Annotated in this window: 17 protein-coding genes; 9 read left to right on the top strand and 8 right to left on the bottom strand. The window is 57.9% G+C overall.

Going from position 1 to position 21,559, the window contains the following annotated elements; all coding sequences use genetic code 11:
* The first annotated feature begins 164 nt into the window (after positions 1–164).
* Complete coding sequence (locus PW789_RS12345; protein WP_299376700.1) at positions 165–845, top strand: TetR/AcrR family transcriptional regulator; 681 nt, start codon at positions 165–167, stop codon at positions 843–845.
* Positions 846–1,003: 158 nt separating this feature from the next.
* Here PW789_RS12345 and PW789_RS12340 read toward each other — a convergent pair whose 3' ends face one another.
* Positions 1,004–1,936 (bottom strand): LysR family transcriptional regulator, encoded by a 933-nt coding sequence (locus PW789_RS12340; RefSeq protein WP_299376697.1) that lies wholly within the window; start codon positions 1,934–1,936, stop codon positions 1,004–1,006.
* An 83-nt stretch (positions 1,937–2,019) separates the two neighbouring features.
* Here PW789_RS12340 and PW789_RS12335 point away from each other — a divergent pair, with 83 nt between their 5' ends.
* From PW789_RS12335 to PW789_RS12305, 7 genes are all read left to right on the top strand, one after another.
* The gene (locus PW789_RS12335; protein ID WP_299376694.1) at positions 2,020–3,285 is read left to right on the top strand and encodes a cupin domain-containing protein; all 1,266 of its coding nucleotides are present in this window, start codon (positions 2,020–2,022) and stop codon (positions 3,283–3,285) included.
* 71 nt (positions 3,286–3,356) lie between these two features.
* Entirely contained in the window at positions 3,357–4,193 is an 837-nt protein-coding gene (locus PW789_RS12330; protein WP_299376691.1) for a sulfite exporter TauE/SafE family protein, read from the top strand.
* Between the two features lie 6 nt (positions 4,194–4,199).
* Complete coding sequence (locus PW789_RS12325; protein ID WP_299376688.1) at positions 4,200–4,583, top strand: DUF1634 domain-containing protein; 384 nt, start codon at positions 4,200–4,202, stop codon at positions 4,581–4,583.
* Between the two features lie 80 nt (positions 4,584–4,663).
* Positions 4,664–5,611, top strand: coding sequence for a DJ-1/PfpI family protein (locus tag PW789_RS12320; protein ID WP_299376685.1), 948 nt, complete (start codon positions 4,664–4,666; stop codon positions 5,609–5,611).
* Positions 5,612–5,714: 103 nt separating this feature from the next.
* On the top strand, positions 5,715–6,374 hold the full coding sequence (locus tag PW789_RS12315) for an HD domain-containing protein (protein ID WP_299376681.1): 660 nt from the start codon (positions 5,715–5,717) through the stop codon (positions 6,372–6,374).
* 421 nt (positions 6,375–6,795) lie between these two features.
* Positions 6,796–7,866, top strand: a complete 1,071-nt coding sequence (locus PW789_RS12310) for a DUF481 domain-containing protein (RefSeq protein WP_299376678.1) — start codon at positions 6,796–6,798, stop codon at positions 7,864–7,866.
* 166 nt (positions 7,867–8,032) lie between these two features.
* Entirely contained in the window at positions 8,033–8,785 is a 753-nt protein-coding gene (locus tag PW789_RS12305; protein WP_299376675.1) for an SDR family NAD(P)-dependent oxidoreductase, read from the top strand.
* Positions 8,786–8,901: 116 nt separating this feature from the next.
* Here the strand turns inward: PW789_RS12305 and PW789_RS12300 are convergent, their stop codons facing one another.
* Genes PW789_RS12300 through PW789_RS12270 form a run of 7 tightly spaced genes read right to left on the bottom strand, consistent with a single transcriptional unit; the run spans position 8,902 to position 20,453 of the window.
* Positions 8,902–11,067 carry a glycoside hydrolase family 3 C-terminal domain-containing protein gene (locus PW789_RS12300; protein ID WP_299376672.1) on the bottom strand — a complete coding sequence of 722 codons (2,166 nt, stop codon included), beginning with the start codon at positions 11,065–11,067 and terminating at the stop codon, positions 8,902–8,904.
* Positions 11,068–11,087: 20 nt separating this feature from the next.
* Positions 11,088–11,984 (bottom strand): NAD(P)-dependent oxidoreductase, encoded by an 897-nt coding sequence (locus tag PW789_RS12295; RefSeq protein ID WP_367182550.1) that lies wholly within the window; start codon positions 11,982–11,984, stop codon positions 11,088–11,090.
* Between the two features lie 13 nt (positions 11,985–11,997).
* Entirely contained in the window at positions 11,998–13,008 is a 1,011-nt protein-coding gene (gene araD1, locus PW789_RS12290) for an AraD1 family protein (RefSeq protein WP_299376666.1), read from the bottom strand.
* A 12-nt stretch (positions 13,009–13,020) separates the two neighbouring features.
* A complete protein-coding gene (locus PW789_RS12285) occupies positions 13,021–14,193 on the bottom strand; it encodes an L-rhamnonate dehydratase (RefSeq protein ID WP_299376663.1) in 1,173 nt (390 codons plus the stop codon).
* The gene (locus tag PW789_RS12280) at positions 14,190–15,434 is read right to left on the bottom strand and encodes an MFS transporter (protein ID WP_299376659.1); all 1,245 of its coding nucleotides are present in this window, start codon (positions 15,432–15,434) and stop codon (positions 14,190–14,192) included. Before PW789_RS12280 ends, PW789_RS12285 begins: the two co-directional genes overlap by 4 nt.
* 17 nt (positions 15,435–15,451) lie before the next feature.
* Positions 15,452–17,182 carry a beta-xylosidase gene (locus PW789_RS12275; RefSeq protein WP_299376656.1) on the bottom strand — a complete coding sequence of 577 codons (1,731 nt, stop codon included), beginning with the start codon at positions 17,180–17,182 and terminating at the stop codon, positions 15,452–15,454.
* A 16-nt stretch (positions 17,183–17,198) separates the two neighbouring features.
* Entirely contained in the window at positions 17,199–20,453 is a 3,255-nt protein-coding gene (locus tag PW789_RS12270; protein WP_299376653.1) for a carboxypeptidase-like regulatory domain-containing protein, read from the bottom strand.
* A 261-nt stretch (positions 20,454–20,714) separates the two neighbouring features.
* On the opposite strand from PW789_RS12270, the gene PW789_RS12265 reads away from it, so the two are divergent.
* The gene (locus PW789_RS12265; RefSeq protein ID WP_299376650.1) at positions 20,715–21,527 is read left to right on the top strand and encodes a FadR/GntR family transcriptional regulator; all 813 of its coding nucleotides are present in this window, start codon (positions 20,715–20,717) and stop codon (positions 21,525–21,527) included.
* Positions 21,528–21,559 lie beyond the last annotated feature (32 nt).

Below are 21,559 nucleotides of genomic sequence, written 5' to 3'. Positions count from 1 at the left end.
CAAATGTGCGACCTGACGATTAGAGGTATACAGTAACCAATGGTTACAAAATATTCGATGGTTTTAATTTCGACAAATTGACGCCTGCGCGCTTGTAAATATAACCAATGGTTATTAATTAACAAATGGACGCAAATATCGCCGAAAGAGGCTAAGCTATTGAAGTGACAACAACATCACCAAGTCGTCGGGTAGAGCGCAAGGAAAGGCTGCGGGGCGAAATCCTTGCGGCTGCCAGCAAAATGTTTGCCGATCGCGGCTACGAAGCCGTGACGCTTCGCGCGATCGCTAAAGAGATCGGCTATACGCATGCCGTGATCTACCAGCATTTCCCTGATAAATGGCATATTCTTGCCGAATTGAGCAGCGAGACGATCGGGCTGCTGATTCAGAACTTCGATGCGATTGCCGCTAGACATCCGTCACCGAAGGAGCGTCTTTTTGCGACTTCACGCGGCCTTATTCAGTTCTGCATCGCCCATCCACAGCAGTTCCGCAATGTCTTCTTCGGGCCGGAGAACCGCAACGGCATTCGCGCTGGACAATATATCGACGACCTTGGCAGGCCTTTGTTTGAACGTTTCGTACAGCTTTTTTTCGATGTTGCCAAGGATGAAGGATTGCCAGGCAAGGATGACATCGTGGTAGCTCACACCTGGTGGTACACAATCTTCGGCCTCGCCACGCTCATGGTCATCCAGGGGGCTGTGCCTGACTTGCCTGACCAGACTCTCGTGGTCGAGCAAACGATCGCCACACTGTGGGCGGGCGTCCAGGCTGTTCCGCGATTGCCGAAGAGCGCAGTCTCTAAGCGATCCAGCCGGTCCATTGCTCCAAAGCGCTAAGAGCCCCTGTCTATTGAGGAGTCGTTGGAGACATACCAGTGGGCTACCGGGACCCACCACTTTCCAAGGCCGTGCCGAAGATGTCGGATAACTCGGGCGGGCATGAAACAGTGATCGATGATTGTTGAATCAAGGTCAGTGTTTGGCAGACGAACAGCTTAGTCCATGCGCTTAGCAAAGCCGACGAAGTTATCGATCGTTGGAGATGACACGTCCTGGCGGGTTACGAGCGCAATCTCCGATCGTCCAAACGTGCCTGGGATCGTCTTTGAGACGATCCCAAGCCCCTGCGACATGACGACTGAACGAGGGAGAATGGAAATGTCTTCGCCTGCAGCAACGAGCGCGACGGCGGTGTACATTTCGCCGGTCTCCTGCACGAGATTGGGTGTAAAGCCGGCACTGGCACACATGCGCATCACCTGGTCGAAGAACCCGGGAGCCCAGCGCCTGCCATAGAGGATGAAGCTTTCCTCGGCGAGATCCTTAAGAGACAACGACTTTTTCCCGGCGAGACGATGATGCTTCGATAGGACGATCACGAATGGTTCTGTGTGTATGGGAGTGAAGAGAAGTCCCCGCTGCTGAGCCGGGAGTCTGACGAAGCCAATGTCGAGCGTCCCGTTCGCCAGTTGTTCCAATTGCGTGGTCGTCCGCAGATTCATCAGCTCAAGCTGGACGAGCGGATATCTGCGACGGAAGGCGGTTGCGAGCCTGGGGATGATGCTAAGAGCCGCCGAGGACACGAAGCCAACCCGAAGAAGACCGATCTCGCCACGGGAGGCACGCCTAACGCGCTCGACCGCTTTTGCGGTGCGCTCAAGCGCCTCGCTCGCTTCGCCGACAAAGAGTCTTCCCGCATCGGTCAGTTCCACTCGCCGCTTGTTGCGGAAGAAGAGGCGCACGCCAAGCTCTTCTTCCAGTTGCTGGATTTGCGTGGTGAGAGCGGGTTGAGAAAGGTGCAGGATCCTGGAGGCGCGTACGAAGCTGAGAGCCTCGGCAACAGCCAGGAAAGAACGCATGTGTCTAAGCTCCATCGATTTTCTCCAATACGGTCTATTCGCTAAAACAGAATTCTGCATATCAATCATACGATTGGACAGAATACTGGAGGGGACCTCTAATCGATTGCAGGACAGGGATCAGGAACCCGGTCCTTCAAGGAGGTTCTTCCATGCAAAGTCCAGACGAGTCCTCAACGAGCAATACTGCATTGTCGCGGCGAGCGTTCATTGGCGCCGGATCTGCCGCGCTTGCGACCGCTGCGATTTCGACATCCGCACTCGCGCAGCAGGCGCAGGATACGGATGGTGCCGAACACGATCATTCTTCGAGTAACCCGGGACCTGTAAACAGCACACTGTTTGGGATCAATCCGAATACGAACACACCGCCGCCCACAGACCACGGCGATATCGGCCCGATCTGGTACTCCTTTGACCTTGCGCGCAAGCGTGTCGAAGAAGGCGGTTGGACGCACCAGGTGACTCAGCGCGAGCTTCCACCATCGGCGGACATCGCGGGCGTGAACATGCGTCTTACCGCGGGCAGCTTCCGCGAGTTGCACTGGCACACGGCAAATGAGTGGGCGATCATGGAGTACGGAAGCGCACGGGTTACGGTGATGAATCCCGACGGAACGATGTTCATCGACGACGTTGGGGAGGGCGACCTGTGGTTCTTTCCGGCGGGATACCCGCACTCGATTCAGGGCCTGGGCCCGGATGGATGCCAGTTCCTGCTCGTCTTCGATGAGGGTGGATTCTCGGAGGACGGCACCTTTCTGATCTCGGAGTTTATGGCGCATGTGCCTCCTGAGATTTTGAAAAAAAACATGCGGCTCTCGTCCTCTGACATCGCAAAGCTTCCAAAGAATGAGCTGTACATCTTCCCGTCTGAGCTGCCGAAGTCGCTATCCGCGGATCGGAGTGTTATCGGTGGCGGCAAGGTCGCGGCGCAGCAGCAGTACACCTTCAGGATGGGCTCGATGGAGCCGGCCTTCAAAGGTGCAGGCGGCGAAGTCCGTATCGTCGATTCGACGAACTTCCCGGTGAACAGCAGCATCGCCTCGGCGCTGGTGCGGATCAAGCCGGGCGGCATTCGCGAGCTGCACTGGCATCCAAATGCATCCGAGTGGCAGTTCTGGCTCAAGGGGCATGGACGGATGACGATCGTGATGCCCGAGGGCCGGGCGCGGACGATGGACTTCGCTGCCAATGACGTTGGCTTTGTGCCCGCAGTGGCAGGGCACTACATCGAGAACACGGGCGAGACCGATCTTGTCTTTCTGGAGATGTTCAAAGCGCCGCGGTTCGTGGACGTGTCGCTGAATAACTGGATTGGGCGGATGCCGCCGGAGATGGCTTCAGCGCATCTGCATCTCGACGCAGCGGCACTCAAGAAAATCCCAACGGAAAAGCAGCCTATCATCGCGGGCTGAACGAAGAGGCCGGCGCACGACGGGTGGAACAACTGGCGCCCGTCGTGCGTCCGCTTCATGAGGTCTAAATCATGTCGGCTCATTTTTTTGTGCTGGTCGTATTCGCTATCTCTATCGCAGCAGGCTTGCTCGGAGCGCTTACCGGGCTTGGTGGAGGTATCGTCGTCACACCGGCGCTCACCCTCCTGCTTGGCGTGGATATCCGCTATGCCATTGGTGCGAGCCTGGTGTCTGTTGTCGCTACATCGTCAGGTGCTGCGGCTGCATATGTGCGGGATGGGCTATCGAATATACGGATCGGTATGTTCCTTGAGGTTGCGACGACGGTGGGCGCCATCGCCGGTGCACTACTCGCAAGCAAAGCTCCAACGAGCGCTCTGGCGATATTGTTTGGCCTGGTTCTTCTGCACTCTGCCTGGCAGGTTGTGCAGCCCCAGAAGCAGCAGGTGGTCACTGGGCCAGCTGATCCGCTGGCTCAGAGGCTAAGGCTGGCCGGTGTTTATACCTCGCCTCAGGGGGACGTGGCGTATCGTGTCTCGCGTGCGAAGTCTGGTTTTGGCCTGATGTATGTCGCCGGCATGCTCTCGGGGATGCTGGGAATCGGTTCCGGAGCGCTCAAGGTGATTGCAATGGACCGTGTGATGGGAATGCCCTTCAAAGTGTCGACTGCGACGAGCAGCTTCATGATCGGGGTTACCGCTGTGGCAAGTGCTGCAATTTATCTCAAGCGAGGCTATATCCAGCCCTTGATCGCATTACCGGTGATGCTTGGCGTTCTTTGCGGATCCATTCTGGGAGCGCGGCTCCTGGCCCATCTTCCGGTAAAAACATTGCGGCGTCTGTTTGCCATCGTCGTGGCCGTCATTGCGGTCCAAATGATTGCACACGGTCTGCATGGAGGAAAGTAACAGGCCATGAAAAGCTATTCGCTGGAATCTCTTATCAGTGCGACCTTGCGCATCGGCATTACAGGTGCAGCGATTCTGGGTGTTATCGGCGGAGCCTGGTACCTTGGGGCTTACGGTTCTCATAGTGTGTCGTTCGCAACATTTCGTGGAACGAGCTCTGCCTTCCTTTCGCCAGTGGAGATCGTTCGGGAGATCGTCTCCCCTTATGCGCAGCCGGCAGGGAAGAGGGAACTGGCTGTTGTGCAGCTTGGAATCCTGCTGCTGCTCGCGACGCCGGTGATGCGCGTCGCCTTGTCTGTTGTGGGTTTTGCATTGGAACGCGACAAGACATACGTGGTGATTACGTCTGTGGTACTTATGACGCTCCTGATCAGCGCCTGCTTTCTTTAGTAGAGAGATCGGTTCGACTTTATGGACAGGTGGCACAGCCGGTTGAGTTGGAGACCGAGCCGCCCCATAGAATCATCTCTATGAAGCGAGTCGTTATCGTAGGGCCGCCTCCCGTTCAGATTCTGGATGTTACTGGGCCATTGGAGGTTTTCTCCAATGCTCCCGATTATCAGGTTCTCCTTGCGACGCCGGGTGATACCAGGTCGGTGATGACGAGTCGAGGTATTGCTCTTGGCGAAGCTACTCCATTGAGCGAACTGGTGGGGCCGATCGACACACTGGTCGTTGTGGGTGGACCCGGAGCTGAGTCCGGAGTTCCGCATGAAGAGCTGGTGGCGTGGCTGGAGCGAGTCGCTCCAACTTGCCGCAGAGTGGCTGCCATCTGCACCGGTGCATTTGTTTTAGGACAGGCCGGACTGCTCGCCGGGAGACGAGTTGTAACGCACTGGAGCTTTTGCGCGCGCCTTGCGCAGGAATTTCCGGAGGCAGAGGTCTGTCCAGAGCCCATCTTCCTAAAGGATGAGGGCATCTACACTTCGGCGGGAATCACGGCGGGCATTGACCTGGCATTGGCGCTGGTGGAGGAGGATCAGGGGCACGAAGCAGCCTTGCGTATTGCGAAGTTCCTGGTGATGTTTCTTGTGCGGCCTGGCGATCAATCTCAATTCAGCCACATGCTTTCGATGCAATTCGGAGCGTCACGTCCACTCCGTGAGCTTCAGGTGTGGATCCAGGATCATCTGCAATCGAAGCTAACGGTGGAGACGCTTGCTGAACGAATGGGAATGAGCGAGCGTCACTTCGCGCGTATTTGCCATAGTGAACTCGCCATGAGCCCGGCGCACTTTGTGGAGCGCCTCCGGGTTGCAACCGCGCAGTCGCTCATCGATACATCGACCAAGGGCCTTAAGGAAGTTGCCGCGGAGTGCGGTTTCAGCTCCGCTGAAGTGATGCGCCGGGCGTTCGTTCGCACATTGGGTATCTCTGCTGGCGATTATGCGCAACGATTCGGTCGCATGAAGGGATAGAGTGGGACCCTTGCATGTCCGAAATCGTTGCAACGGTGTCATGGCGTCCAGCATGGGGAATCGATAGGTTCTTCCTATGGGGAATTCCCATAGGAGATGCGAGATGACGAAGACTGCGGCACATGAGCACGGCATGGATATTCGGGTACCCGATAGCAGACTAAGCCAGGAGATCACAGAGTTTATTCGGGACAACGAGACCCCCTTACTGTTCAATCATTCTTCACGCGTGTACTGCTTCGCGGCGATCACCGGCGAGCGTGAGGGACTGCGTTTTGATCCTGAGCTTCTGTATGCCGGTGCAATGTTTCACGATCTGGGGCTGATGCCGACTTTCAGCAGTGAGCATGATCGCTTTGAGGTGGATGGCGCTAACGCGGCTCGCAGCTTCCTGACGGATCGCGGCATCTCGCTCGACGATGCGAGGACGGTGTGGACCTCGATTGCGTTGCATACGACACCTGGCATCCCTCAGTACATGGACCCTGTGATTGCTCTTGTCACCGCGGGGGTGGAGATGGATGTTCTTGGACTGACCTATGACAAGTTCAGCGAGCAGGAGAGACATGCTGTTGTGAGTGAGTTTCCGCGCACCCCCGATTTCAAGGAGGACATCATCCAGGCTTTCTACGATGGCATAAAGCATAAGCCGGAGACGACTTTTGGAAACGTCAAAGCCGACGTGCTTGCGGACAAGGACCCTGCATTCATTCGGGGAAACTTCTGCTCGGTGATTCGCGGGTCCGGCTGGCGGCGCGGCTGATCAGGGGGCATCCTAAGAACTCCAATCCGACACCGCCACGAGCGCCCACGGGCTTCCGGTCACTAAGCCCGTGGCGAGGATGAGAATCCTCTCATGCTTCCTGGAGCAGGCTGATTCAGCAATTGCCGGGCCTAGAAAAGAACGGCATTGTGAATCAAAGCTCTATACCGACGGGGCCGCCGCAGCATTGGGGAATGAGGTAGAAGTCTCGCCTGTGCATCGCATCAGGCGAGGCTTTGTCATCATAGAAGTCATGGTTAGAAGAAATACGGGTCTCTTGGGGTCGAGTCGTACGCTGCACATAGTTTGGATGGTGGTTTGGATGGTGATGCTGTCTGCCGGCAGACAGATGCGAGCGCAGGCCACCGAGGCAGAGAAAGCGACGGACAATCAAACTAAGGGCGATCAGGATGCAATTATCTTGAGCAACGGTGATGCCCTCACTGGCAAAGTCGGTAAGGTCGTCTATGGGAATGTGAGCTTCCACGACGACGTGCTGGGCGATCTCACGATCCCGCTAAATAAGATCAAGTCAATGCATACGGCTACGGTGTTTGCCACGGGATTGACCACACAGAAGCTGAAGAAGAAGAACATCGCGGAGCAGGTGCCGGTGGGAACAATCAAGCTGGAGAACGAGACTCTCTCTGTCTTGTTGCCGGAGAATAAGGTGCGTGAGTTCCCGGTAAAAGATATCTCCTTCATGCTTGAAGAGGCCGCCTACACACGCGAACTGCACAACCAGTCGGACTTTTTCTACGGATGGAATGGCACCGTGACCCTGGGTGCGGCGCTGGTTAGCGCGACGAATAGTTCGCAGACCTACACTGGTGGCGTCGGACTGGTGCGAGCGATCCCCACCATTGCAGGATTGCCGGCCGGAAGCAAGACGATTCTGAACCTGAGCGGAACCTATGGCCTGGCGAAGGCCCCGGAGATCATCTCCGGAGGAACCGTCTACCAGACGGAATCGGTGACGAAGACAAATATTCTCCACGGCGACCTGGAGTACGACAAGTTCTTCTCGCCGATGGTCTTCGGCCTGGTGAATGGAAGAGCAGACCACAACTTCGGCTCTGGTTTGGAGCTGCAACATGCTTATGGCGCGGGCATCGGCTGGGCGATCCTGCGAACGCCACAGAACGATCTCTCGTTCCGGACAAGTCTGCAGTATGAGCAGCAGCTGTTCTACAACGGAATCACCAGCGGGCTGGGCACGCCGAGCGAGAATCTGGTGAGCGCCTCCATCGGAGAGACGTGGAGCCGTGTCTTCCCGCACAACATCAAGTTCAACGAATCCGTGAGTTTGAACCCAACCTTCAACGTCATCCAGGCCTACTCCGGCGTCGCGTCGGCCGGCTTTGTCTTCCCCCTCTACAAGCGCCTGAACTTTTCTGTGATGAACACCGACAACTACCTCGGTAACCCGCCGGAGGGCTTCCGCCGCAACTCGTTCCAGTTCACCACCGGAGTAACGTACACCCTGAAGTGATCCCGAGGACGTTGCCCCCAGGTTGTGTAGATTGTCGGACGGGCAGCGCGCGGGATCCATTCCGGTATGAGCGTGACTTGGGTCTTCTTGAATATGGTGTTATCTGTGCAGACAAGGGGCTGCATATGCAATCACTTTGCGTTATAACTATTCCGCGGAGACAGATGTGAATCATATCGACCTGAATAGACGCCATGCCGTGATTACAGGGGGTGCCCAGGGCCTGGGGTTTGCCATTGCAGAGCGGATGTTGGCTTCCGGTGCCTCGGTTTCGCTGTGGGACAAGGACCCGGCGCTTTTGAAGGACGCTTGGGAAAAGCTGCAGGTAGCTGGAACTGTGACGACGGAAGTCGTGGATGTTGCGGATGAAGCGAGCGTCAATGCTGCTGTAGCGAACACGGTCAAGCAGCACGGAGCGATCGACATCCTGGTGGCAAGCGCCGGAATTGCGGGGCCGAACTTCAAGACATGGGAGTATCCCGTCGACGCATGGCGCCAGGTGATGGAGATTAATCTCACCGGGGTCTTTTTCTGTTGCCGCGCGATTGTGCCAGGCATGATGGAACGCAACTATGGACGCATCGTGAATATCTCTTCGATCGCGGGTAAAGAAGGGAATCCGACGGCGTCCGGCTACAGCGCGTCGAAGGCTGGGGTGATTGCGTTGACCAAGTCGCTGGGCAAAGAGACCGCGAGCTACAACATTGCGGTGAACTGCATTACCCCGGCTGCGGCGAAGACCCGCATCTTTGAGCAACTGAGCCAGGAGCACATCGATTTCATGCTCTCGAAGATTCCTCGCGGACGTTTTTTAATGCCGGAGGAGTTGAGCGCGATGGTTGCGTGGCTGGTGTCAGAGGAGAACTCGTTTACGACGGGCGCGGTCTTCGACTTGAGCGGGGGCCGGGCGACTTATTGAGAGGCTTGTGCATGCAATACCTGTCTGCTGGCCGGGATGGCTGCACGAGCGTATTGCAGAGATCGACGACCAGCCAAGCGCTCGCACCCAGTCGCCAGGTGCGAGCGTGATGTCGTCTATTTTTTCGCAGCTCTGATGGCTTCAGAGATGTTTGCTTCACTGCGAAGCCTGATGTCTTCAGACGAAGATCCGATCAGGATATCGAAGGTTCCGGGTTCGACGCGAAAGTCGTGAATCTTTACGTCATAGAAAGCAAGATGACTGTAAGGAACTTCGAATGAAATGAGCTTGGTTTCACCTGGCTTCAAAAGTACGCGTTCAAAGGCGCGGAGGCTTTTGATGGGCTGATAGGTCGAGCTGCTCCGCTGATGGGTGTAAAGCTGTGCGACATCTGCTCCCGCACGCTCGCCCACGTTCTTAATGGCGAAGGATACGGTAAGCCCGGCAGCGGAACGTGCGACCTTCAGGCCGCTGTAGGAAAAGCTTGTATAGCTGAGGCCATGTCCAAACGGGTACAGGGGAAGGCCTTTGAAATACATGTACGTATAGCCCTTGCTGACGTCGTATTCATTCTGCGGCGGGACGCCATCAAGGCTCTGGTAGACGGTATAAGGCAGGTGGCCGCTGGGATTATTGTCGCCGAAGAGTGTACGAGCGATGGTGTCGCCTGCTCCCTCGCCGGGATACCAGGCGCCAAGGATGGCTGGTAGGTGATCGTTCGCCCAGGTGACGGCCAATGGTCCGGCATTCTCGAGGACAAGTACGGTTTTGGGGTTGGCCGCATAGACCGCTTCGAGTAACTGCTCCTGCGCGCCAGGCAGGTCAAGATTGCGGCGGTCGCGACCCTCGGCTTCGACCTTTAAATTGGTGCCAAGGCAGAGAACGACGATATCGCTCTTACGTGCCAGCTCGACCGCACGGTCGATGGCCTTTTGGTCGAGCGAATCGATGTAGCCTGTACCTTTTTCATACTCAACCTTGACCTTGTTGCCAAGCAACGATTCAAGGCCACGCGTCACACTGACCTTTCTGTATGGCGTGCCGTAATAATTGCCGGTCTCGTAGTCGTCGCCACCGGCGGGGCCGATGACTGCGACGGACTTGATCTTCGCTTTGTCGAGAGGGAGGAAGTTCTGGCGGTTGAGAAGAAGGGTCATGGACTCAGCTCCGAGCTGGTCGGAGAGCTTGAGATGCTCAGGCGAGCGTACGACGTCCATGCCGATCTTCGAGTAAGGGCTGTCCTCGGGTGGATCGAAGGCGCCGAGGCGGAAGCCGACGCGGAGGACGTTGCGCAGGGCGCGATCGATCTCCTTTTCGGTGAGCATTCCGCGCTGGACGGCGAGGGGCAGGTTGGTCTCGAACTCGGGATCGTCGGAGTCGTTACCTGCCTTGATGGCCATGGCGGCGGAGTAGACGGGGTCTTCGGAGAAGCGTTGCCCGACTTCGTTGTGGCGTGTGCTGGAGAGAAGCTCGACGGCGCCGAGGTCGTCGGTGACGAAGCCATCGAAGTGCCACTTGCCGCGGAGAATGTCGGTGAGCAGGTAGTGATTGACGGCGTCGGGCGTGCCGTTGATGGCGTTATAGCTGGACATGACGGACTGGGCGTGCGCCTCCATGATGGCATCGCGCCAGTGGGGGAGCCAGTACTCGAAGAGGTTGCGTTCATCGACGGTAGCGGAGAGGTGCTGACGCCCGGTTTCGACGTTATTGACAGCGAAGTGCTTGACGGTGGCCGCGAGCTTGAGGTGACTGATGTCGTCGCCCTGCAGTCCGCGGACGTAGGCGACGGCCATGCGCCCGGTGAGGTAGGGGTCTTCGCTGAAGACCTCCTGCACGCGGCCCCAGCGCGGGTCGCGGCTGATGTTGATGACGGGCGAGCGGAAGACGAGGCCGTGGGTGGTGCGCGGGCCTTCTGCCTTGGCGTTATAGAGAGCGCGGCCTTCGTCGCTCATGGCGACGGCGACGGTGTGGATCAGATCAGGGTCCCAGGTTGCGCCCATGGCGGTGGCGATGGGAAAGAGCGTTGTTGGCTGCTTCGACCACACGCCGTGGAGGGTCTGGTTCCAACCGCCCCAGGCTGGGAGGTTGAGGCGCGGCAGACCCTTGTTGGTGTGGTTGAGCTGCTGCGCCTTCTCCTCGAGCGTGAGCTTGCCGATGAGGTCGGTGATACGGTCTTCGACGGGGAGCTTCGTATTGCGGAAGGCCGGTTGCGACTGCGCCAGAAGCTGCGATGAGGTGAGTGTGGCGCAGGCGATGGCGCCCGCAATGATCCAGTGCCGCATGGGAAGACCCTCCGGTATTGCTATGTATTGCTTTCGCGTATGTCGCGCGATTCGCGTACGACCTCGAAGACGGCGGACATATCCTTCTCGCCGAGGCCCTGCTGCTCCGCCTGATTGAGGAGATTGAGTGTGGCGGTTGCGGTGGTGAGCGTGACGCCGTGCTCTGCTGCTGCTGCCTCGGCGTAGCGAACGTCCTTGTTCAACAGGCGCAGAAGGAAGTTGACCTCGTAGGTGCGGTCGGTCATGCGCTGGCTCATGGCGTTGAAGATGCCGCTGCCGGGCGCGCCGGTCTTCAGCATCTCGAGTGCCTGTTCGCGATTGAGGCTGGTGCGTTCGATCCACGTAAGCGCTTCCGCGAAGGATGCGACCTGCACTGCGCAGAGGAAGTTATTGATGAGCTTCAACTGTCCGCCACTGCCGACAGGGCCGAGATGCACGATACCTTTGCTCATGGGTTCGAGCACGCTGCGCACCTTGTCGAGCGTGGCATCTTCGCATCCGCAGAGAAAGGTGAGCTGGCCTGCCTCGGCTTGCGGACGACTGCCGGTGACTGGAGCTTCAGCGAGACCTATGCCTTTGGCTTTGCTCTTCGCATCCAGCTCTGCGATCCACTCCGGCGAGAGGGTGCCGCACTCGACGATGGTGCTGCCTGCCATCATTGCTGCGAGCGCACCGTTATCGCCTAGCCAGGCTGCGCGCGAAGCATCGTCGTCGGAGAGGATGGAGAGGACGACGTCGGCATTCTTTGCTGCTTCGGCAGGCGTGTCGGCGATGGTTGCGCCCTGCGCGGCGAGCGGCTCAGCCTTCTCGCGTGTGCGGTTGTAGACGGTAAGGGGAAAGCCTGCCTTCAGCAGGTTTGCCGCCATGCCGCGGCCCATGGTTCCGATACCGAGAAGAGCTACTGTTTGCTTCGACATTGATTCAGGCTCCTTATGCCATCGGCTGTACGCGGACGGCTGAGGACATGGTCTCATCGGCGGCGATGGTGTTGGTCAACGGGCGGCCAAATCCTGTGAAGCTGACCTCGGTGACGTCGCCTGCGGCGAGGCTTACGTTGTCACCGCAGGAGAGGGCATCCGCGCCGAGGAAGTGGACGTGCAGCATGCCGGGCTGGCGGTGTCCGGCGAACTTGAAGTGATGATGCTCGAGGTTGGCGAGCGAGTGGCACATGTTGTCTTCGCCGGTGCGGATGTTCTTCTCCCATATCGGCGCGCCATTGCGCAGCACGCGCACCTTGCCGGGAACATCGGCGAAGTCTGCGCCGATGACGATCTCCGGCCCGAGCGAGCAGACGCGTAGCTTGGAGCCCGCGAGGTTGAGGTAATTTTTGCGCTCGAAGACGTGGTCGGAGAACTCGTTGCCGGTACACATGCCGATGCGATGCGGTTCGCCATCGCTATCGATGAGATAGATCGCGGCGATCTCGCCCTCTTCGCCGCCATCCTCTGCGTGGCCGGGAATGTTGAGCGCGGCAAACGGCGCGCGAATACTCGCGCCGTCACCCTTGTAGAACCACTCGGGTGCGATGCCGATCTCGCCTGCTTCGGGCCGGCCTTTCTCGCGACCCCACTCAAACATGCGCATGCTGTCGGTCATCTCGGCGTCGGACTTCTTCGTCGTCTCCGTGTGCATCGCCTGGCGCTCGCGTGCGCTGCCGAGGTGCGTGAGGCCGGTGCCGGAGACGAGCGTGCTCTGCGGCGCGCCCGGCACATCGATTGGTGCAAGCAGCGTCCACGCTGAGTTCTGCGCGTAGACGTCGTCGTAGAGAATGCGGTCGCCGGTGGCGAGCGACTGTGCGAGCTTCGTCAGCGGAAGCTTCTGCGTGAGCGCACGCTGTGCAAGCTGGTAGACCGAGGTGACCTCCGCGAGCAGGATGAGGTGAGGCTCCTCGACGAGCGCGACACCACGCAGGTCGCCGTTAGCAAGTTGAACGAAACGCATCGTGGTGGCTCCTTATTCGATGACATGGAATCGCTTCAGCGACTCTTCGTTGACGGTGAGGCCGAGGCCGGGCAGGTTATCGTCGAGATTGATGGTGCCATTGGTCGGCGTGGGCTCGCCGTCGAAGATGTACCAGAAGAGCTCGTTGCCGACCTCGACGTCGACCTGCGGGAAGTACTCGGCGATAGGTGAGTTAAGGCTCGCCATGACGACGTGATAATTGTGCATTTGCCCAGCATGCGGTGTAACGGGAATCTGGAAGGATTCGGCCAGCGCGCAGATCTTACGAGCCTGGCTGATACCGCCGACACGATTGGTGTCGAACTGGATAACATCGAGCGCGTTGTTTTCGAGCAGCTCGCGGAAGCCGAAGATGGTGAACTCGTGCTCGCCGCCTGCGATGGGAATGCGGCCGTAACTCTTCAACTCCTTGTAGCCGCGGGTATCGTCGGGGATGACGGCCTCTTCGAGCCAGCGCAGCTGGAAGGGTTCGAGCAGAGGCAGCATGCGCTTGGCGTAGTCGAGTGTCCACCCCATGTAAGCGTCGGTCATGAGATCGATGTCGTAGCCAATGACCTCGCGGACATTGCGTACGAGTTCGATGTTCTTCTGCATTCCAGCAGCGCCGTCGAGCGGACCCCAACCGAAGCGCAACTTCATCATTTTGTAGCCTTCATCCTTGTACTTCTGTGCCTCGGTGCGAAGTTCGGGGATGGGCATCGCGTAGAGCCGGCTCGCATAGACGGGGATATTTTCCTTGGTGCGACCGCCCAGCAGGCGAAAGACCGGCTGCCTGGCGTCTTTGCCCATGAGATCCCACAGTGCGATATCGACTGCAGAGATCGCCGTGAGGGCTACACCCTTGCGGCCGAAGGCGAGGGTACGGCGGTACATCTGCTGCCAGAGGTATTCGACGTCCCACGGGTCTGCGCCGAGAAGCAGCGGCTTGAGGTAGATGTCGACGAGCTGCTTGGTCACCATGGGCGAGAGCGCGGCGTTGCCCAGGCCGATGAGACCGTTGTCGGTGAAGATCTCGACCACAAGCCAATTGTGAAACGCGAAGTTCCCCATCGAGGCCTCGCGGAAGGAGACGAGATCCATGGGATTGGTGCAGAAGTGTGGGGGAAGGGGAACGGTCTTGCCTTCCCACTGGACGACGCGAGTACGGACTTCGGTGATTTTCATGCGGCGCTCTCAATTTCCTGTAGGTCAATGGCGCTTAGTGGTTGAATCCTGCCAGCGAATAGAAGGATGGCGAGGAAGCCGATGAGATGAAAGGTTCCAACGATGAGGAACAAGGTCGCATAAGTGAATCCGTGGCCCAGCAGGTATCCGGCGACCAGGCCGAAGAGTGCACCTCCAATGGCTCCCCCAAAGCCGATGAGGCCGGCGACGGTGCCGACGATGGTGAGCGGAAAGACGTCAGTCGGCAGGGTCATGATGAGTCCCGACCATGCCTGTTGGCAGAAGAACGCAATACTGAAGAGCACGAGTGCGATCTGTACGGGTGCGATCGAAACCAGCATGACGACGGGCATACCGAGGGCGCAGCAGCCGAGGACAAGCTTGCGGGATACATCGATGGAACGGCCGTTCTGGATGAGCCGCGAGGAGGCCCAGCCGCCGATGAAACTTCCCACACCCGAGGCTGCGTAGGGAATCCAGGCGTAGTAACTGACCTGCTTGATGTCGAAGCCGCGTACGTCGTAGAGGTACTTGGGCAGCCAGAAGAGCAGGAAGTACCAGGCGGAGTCGGACATGAATTTGGCGAAGACGAAGGCCTGCACGCGACGCATGGAGATGACCTTGCCGAGTCCTATACCAGCACCCAGGACGCGGGCGTCCACGGTGTTCGAAGAGAGCGTCATGGAGTTGGAGCGATAGGCGATGGCCCACCACACGACCCATGCGAGTCCTGCTGCTCCAGCGACGAGGAAGATGGTGCGCCACCCGCTGGTGAGCAGAATAAAACCGATGATGGGAGGAGCGAGCACGGAACCGACGGCAGTTCCTGCGTTGATCAGCCCCATGGCGGTCGAGCGCTCCTTCGGCTCGATCCACTCGGCGACGACGCGCGTCGCTGCGGGAAAAGCTCCTCCCTCGCCTCCACCCAATAACAGGCGAGAGAAGAGCAGCAACGTGAAGCCAGTGGCAAGACCATGCAGGGCGCAGGCGATCGACCACCACACCATGATGAGCAAGAAGCCTTTCCGTGTTCCGAGCGCGTCCAGCAGCCTGCCACCCAGCACATACATGGCGGCGTAGGCGAGCAGAAATGCTGTTTGCAGATAAGAGAACTGCTGGTTGGACAACGGAATGTTGTGTTGGATGGCGGCGATCGCGACCGGCAACGTCTGCCGGTCGAAGTAGCTGATGGCGATCGCCACCGCCACCATCACAACGAAATACCATTTGCGATTGGTCACGCTTAGCCTGTTCCTCTCTACCAGGTAATCTTCATAAGCGAGATGCTTTGACGGGGAAGCTCGGTAGGGAGATTGAGCTTGCCCCCGACGACATCCACCCATACGGGTGAGGTCAGCAGCTGTAGTCCGGCGATGGCCTGCAACTGCGCGTACTGCTCGGTTGTCGGCTGCTGGGGTGAGCCCATCGACTTCCACACGGTGTAGGCGTTGCTGTGTGTGTCGTCGATGCGGTAGTGCTGCACGAGGACTCGTTTGATGCCTGCTGGAAAGCCGCTGAGCTCGACGGTTGTTGGCGTGGCTGCAGCAGGCTGATCGGCATCGTGATAGTTCCAGAGCAGGACGGTCGCTTTGCGATCGTCGATAGCCGCCATGCCATCAACATCCGTCTTCTCGCGAACGCCGGTCTTGACCAGTGTTTCCAGAGGAACGCTTGCTGTGCTGGTGGTCGCAACACGCGTGCCGGACATGAGGCCGAACATACGGAAGAGATTGAGGATTGGCTTGTTGATGCCGTTGGTGGAGAGGGACCGGAAGCCTTCGAAGTAGTCCTTGTCTTCGAACTCGAAGGACCAGCTGAGCATGGAGAGCAGGTTGACTTTGTGCTTGTCCTGCAGCTCGAAGAGCGCCTTGTATGCGGCTGCGGTATAGGCGGGGTAGAGTGTGCCGTTGCGGTAGTTGTTGGCGGGGTTGACGCGTGAGGAGCATGCGGCGCAGCCCTCGGGGTCGGCTTCGCTGATGATGATGGGGAGGCCTCGGTACTTCGCGTATTGCGAGATGAGGTAAAAGCCGCGGTCGGCATCCGCCAGCTCGTGGTTGATACCCATGGTGACGCGATTCTCGACGATCTTTGGCGATCCCTTAGCGTGAAAGGAGATGAAATCAAGCGGTATGGATTTGCCGTCAGCGAGGCTCTTGCCCGACTGGACGTGATCGAGGAAACCCTTGAGATAGTTGTAAGCCTTCTCATTGGAGGGGCTGGTGGTGGCTGGGCCTCCGACGTGCGCGCCGGGAAGGACGGACTTTACACCGGCGACGGCGTAGTCGTAGAGCTTCCAGTAGTCCTCGGGGGTGGAATGCCAGTAGTCGATGTCGGGCTCGTTCCAGACCTCGAAGTACCACTGGAGCACGGTCTCCCGGCCGTAGCGTTCGACGAAGTGCGCGGTGACGACGCGGATGAGCTCGCCCCACTTCTTGTAGTCCTTGGGGGGATTGTTAGACGCTCCGCTGATGGCGCTCTTGGGGTAGTGAACCTGGTAGGGGACTTTGCGGTCGGGCAGGTCTGCGGCAAGATCCTTGGGCATGAAGCCGAACTCCACCATGGGACGGACGCCGGCGGCCTTGTACTCGTCGAAGATGCCGTCGAGGATCTTGAAATCGTAGACGGGCTTGCCGGAGGCGTCTTCGGTGTAGACGTTGGTGGAGCTGAACTTCAGCTCGGCCTTGCCGTCGCCGGAGGTGAGGAGATGATGCGCACGGATGTAGACGGGCACGGGGCTGAGGTCTTTGAGCTCGCGCAGCAGGACTTTACCGTCCTTCATGGTGGTGTAGTTGCCCTCATCGTAGCCAAACCAGCTGTAGATGGGCTTGTATGGACCAACCTTGCTGGCGAGGTCGACTGTGATGATGGCCGGGCTCTCGGTAGAAGCTGCCGGCGCAGGAGGGACTACCCCCTGCGCGAGCGCCGCCTGTGCTGAACAGACGATGAGAGAGGCAATGAGAGAGTTCTTCATGTATGCAGTATTGAGCAAGCTGGTCCTCGTCTGGTTAGAAGTTGTACTTGAGTGCGAACTGGATTTGACGCGGTGTGTTGGAGGAGCTGGTGACCTGTCCCGCAGCCGCGTTGTCGATGGTCACGTTGCTGGGAGCGTTGAAGCTGACAGTGTTGGGGAAGTTGAAAAGCTCTGCACGGAAGGATAGCGTGCTCTCACCTGGGAGCGAGAAGTTTTTGAAGATGGAGGCGTCAAACTGGTTGTAGGTTCCGGAGCGCAATGTGTTTGCGCGCACCTGACCGTAAGTGAAGTTTGGAGCGACGACATATTGCGTTCTGTCGAACCATGCGCCGAGCGACCGCTTGAAATTCGGATTGCCGCCTGCGGGATTGAGGTTCGGACGTTGCGAGCCGACGCCGGTGTTGGCGCGGTCGGAGGAGATGATGGGCGTGTACGGAGTTCCGCTGCGGACGACCAGGATCGTCTGGGCCTGCCATCCGCCGATGAGGGCATCGACGAATCCATTGGTACGGTTGAGGTAGGTGCGGCCGTGGCCGAAGGGGAGCTGATAGCTGCCACTGATCGCGACATTGTGAGGAATGTCATAGGGTGCGCGGGCATATTCGTACGCTGTATTTCCTCCAAGGACGGATGCCTGGTTATACTGCAGCGTCTTGGAGTAGGTGTAGGCGACCAGAGCGCTGAAACCGCGGTTGAAGCGGTGTTCGAACTTGGTCTGCAGGGAGTCGTAGTGATTCGACATATCCTGCGTCTGATAGGTGATGCCGCTCCACAATGGGTAAGGCCGGCGTGCCTGGATTGCGCCTGTGCCCGGCACCAGTGGAACGTTGGCGTCATTGCTGGAACTCAGATGGACGCCACGATTCGCAACATACCCGATCTCAAAGAGATCGTGATCTGTGAACTGTCGCTGCACGTTCAGACTGTAATGGATATTGGTTCCCATGCTGAGGTGGGTCCGCGTTGGCCCAAGCGACGGAGTGGAGGTCGCCGAACCGAGCGGGGAGCCGAGGAAGTAGTTCGCAAGCGAGCGGGTGGGGGTGACATTTTGTGTCTGATTGATCGTCTCCGACAGCCGATACGGAAGCGTGTTCAGATTGACGCGACCGCCGGTGCCTTCCGGTTCGTAGAACATTCCGAAGCCGGCGCGTATGACGGTTTTACGATCTACGCCGAATGAGATGCCTACCCGTGGCGCAAACTGCGTCTTGTTGGTGTAGGTGAGGTTTAGAGGAAGGCCTGCCTGACTGCTGGTCTGAATGTACTGTCCAAAGTATTGGTAGGCAGCAGGTGCAGCAAACTGACTGGTGAGGTCCGGCACCGTACCTGTACCTGAGACGATGATGGGCTTCGACTGCGTGGGGTCGAAGGTTCCGATCTGCCCCTTATATCCGTCGAGCCAGGGCGAATACTCGTAGCGAAGACCCATGTTGATGGTAAGCCGATCGCTGACGCGGTAGTCGTCCTGCACGAAGAACTGCTTGTAGAGGCCCTGGCCGCCGAAGTTATCTGCTGGATAGGCTCTGACAACGGCAGAGGGATAGCCGAGCAGAAAATCGGCATAGGCATCGCCGCTGGTCGTGTTGTTACCGGTGGCGTTGCCGTTGAAGGTGGAGGAGCCGGCGAAGTTCTGACTGTCGTAGCCGAGCCACTGATAGTAGCGGAAGAGCACGCCGAACTTAATCGCCTGCTTGCCCTTGAGGATGGTGAAGTTATCGGTTGCTTCGAAGGCCTTGCGGTCCTGCGACTTCGGGCGCTGATCGAATCCCGAACCCTGCAGGGAGCCATAGCCGCTCCAGGCGTAGTCAGGAAAGACGCCGCCGACACCCGGCCGCAGCAGATCGCTGAACCCGCTGACGCCGAAGATTCCGTTCCAATCAGGTCCCTGCAGGAAACCCTGCAGGCGGACGTGGCTGGGGAGGAAGTGCGCGCGTGCTTCGTTGACCATGGTTGAGCCAACGTTGGATATCACGCCAACGGCGATGTCCTGCCCCCAGGACGTCAGGGCCGCATTGCCCAGGGCCACTGAGGAGTTGGGATCGACTTCCTTCTGCTGGATATAAACCCAACGCGCGAACAGACGATTCTTCGGTGTGATCTGGTGATCCAGGCGGACGATGTACTGGTTGAAATCGATCGACTGCGAGGGGGCAGTGCTGTTGGTCCCAGTCGCGGTGTTTTGGCGCGGGTAATACTGCTGAATGGCAAGCGCCTGCGGAGAGAGGCGGCTTGCAGGAATGATATTTCCCGGGAACGGCTGAGGAACACCGCCGACGAGATTAGTTCTGTCGTAGATGATTCTGTTCGAGCCAAGAAGATCGGAGAAGTTTCCGGCGCGGCGGGCATCAGATGGAACGATGATGTTGTTGACAAGGCCAGTGCGCAGGCGTTGGCCCTCGAAGTTGAAGAAGAAAAACGTGCGGTCCCTGCCGTTGTACAGATGTGGAACGCTTAGCGGTCCGCCAAGATTGCCACCGAACTGATTTCGCTTCTGCCGTTGACGGGTGAGCGAGAAGTAGTTGCGAGCATCCAGGGCATCGTTACGCAGAAACTCGAAGAGGACGCCGTGGTATCGATTGGTTCCCGGCTTAGTTGTCGCGTTGAAGAAGGCGCCGCCGCGGTTGTACTCCGCCGAATAAGGACTTTGCACGACCGAAAACTCTTGCAGAGCATCGATCGAAGTCTGGATGAAGGTGCCACCCTGATGCTGTTCGCTGACGTCGACACCATCCATGAGGAACGAGGTTGCACTGCCGCGAATCCCGCTAATGACGTTTCCGTTGACAACCTCAGGACGAATGGCGAGCGAGTTGCCGGTAGGCGGCAGCAGCGCAGCGCCTGGTGTGAGCTGCGCAAGCCGATAGAAGCCACGACCGTTTACAGGCAACTCAACGACTTGCTTATTCGTGATGACGGTGCCGACAGTAGCCGAATCCGTTGAAAGCAATGGGGCAGTAGAGGTTACCTCAACCGTCATATTGGCAGTACCAATGGGCAATACAAGATCCTGACGGACAATCTGTCCTACTTGGACCTCTATGACCTTGGTCGTTGCCCGCTGAAAACCCTGTGCCGTGACCGCAAGGGTATAGTTTCCAGCCAGCACAGGCGTGATGACGAAATCTCCACCTTCGTTCGTCTCGGCATGCTGCATGATGTTGGTGGCAACATTTGTCGCCTCAATGCTGGCTCCGACGATAATGGCTCCCGTGGGATCCTGAATGTGGCCGACAAATCGGCCTTGCTCAACCTGGGCGAGAGCGATGTCACTGAGCGATGCCAAACTCATGATCAGCATCGCGAGCACGGATAGTATCTTTGGGCTTCTGCAAAACATACCTGCGGCCTCCAGCCGTTCAACCCCGAAAAGTGAAGGGTTACGAAACGCAGCGAAAGGTACTACCTTTGAGAAAAATCTGTCAAGACTTTCTTCCGATAGATCGACAGATAGGCGCCTGGAGGGAAGACGGATGGCAGGAATTCCCTTTGTCTGCGTCCTGGCGTGGGATAGCGATTGACGATCGGGACGGCCCTCGCTGAATATGCGTGTATGCGTCAGGCGAAGAAAATGATCGATGAGCCCTTGCTTCCAACTTCTTTGACCGGAAGCAAGGAGAATGTTACCCAGTTACTCATTCAGCGGTTTCAGGAACTACTGCGTGAAGGGGTTTTGACGCAGGGTACGCGCTTGCCCTCAGAGAGGGAGCTGGCGGCGCACTTCAACGTGGCGCGCTCATCGCTGCGCCAGGCTCTGAAGGTGCTTGAGATCATGGGGATCATCACGCAAAAAGTTGGCGACGGCAGTTATCTGAACACGGATACTTCAACCATTCTTGCTGTTCCACTGCAGTTTCTCTTCTTGCTCGACGACACGTCGGTCGAAGAGCTGACGGAGCTGCGACTGCTGATGGAACCAGGCCTTGCACGCCTTGCGGCGCAGCGTGCCACCGCAGATGATATTGCTCTGTTGAAGAAGTCAATTCGAGACCTGGAATCCAGTTCGCAGGATCGGTTGAAACTTGTATCCTCGGACCTGCTCTTTCATCGAGCGATCTTTCAGGCTTCAAAAAATCGTACGGCGAGTAGTCTGTTTCAGACGATTCACCATGCAATGGCAAAGATGATTCTGGTGACGTCCCACTTGGTTGAGCTGGAGCATACTCTCTCATTTCATAAGCCGATCATGCGTGCGATTGAGCAGCGCAAAGGAGATGAGGCGGCAGATCTGATGAGGGATCACATCTTGGACGCAACAGCATTACTGTTGAATGAACAAACCAAGCAGCACGAGTCGCAGCTGCATTCCAGGGTCATTCAGACAAAAGAGCCAATCCATAAGTTGAAAAATCCAAAAAAACGCTAATGGATGAGCTGTCTTAAAGTTCGGAGAAATAG

This window comes from Edaphobacter sp., assembly GCF_028283685.1.
In the GTDB taxonomy this organism is placed as follows: domain Bacteria; phylum Acidobacteriota; class Terriglobia; order Terriglobales; family Acidobacteriaceae; genus Edaphobacter.
Note: the sequence above shows the minus strand (reverse complement) of the source record. Positions and strands in the feature narration are given on the sequence as shown.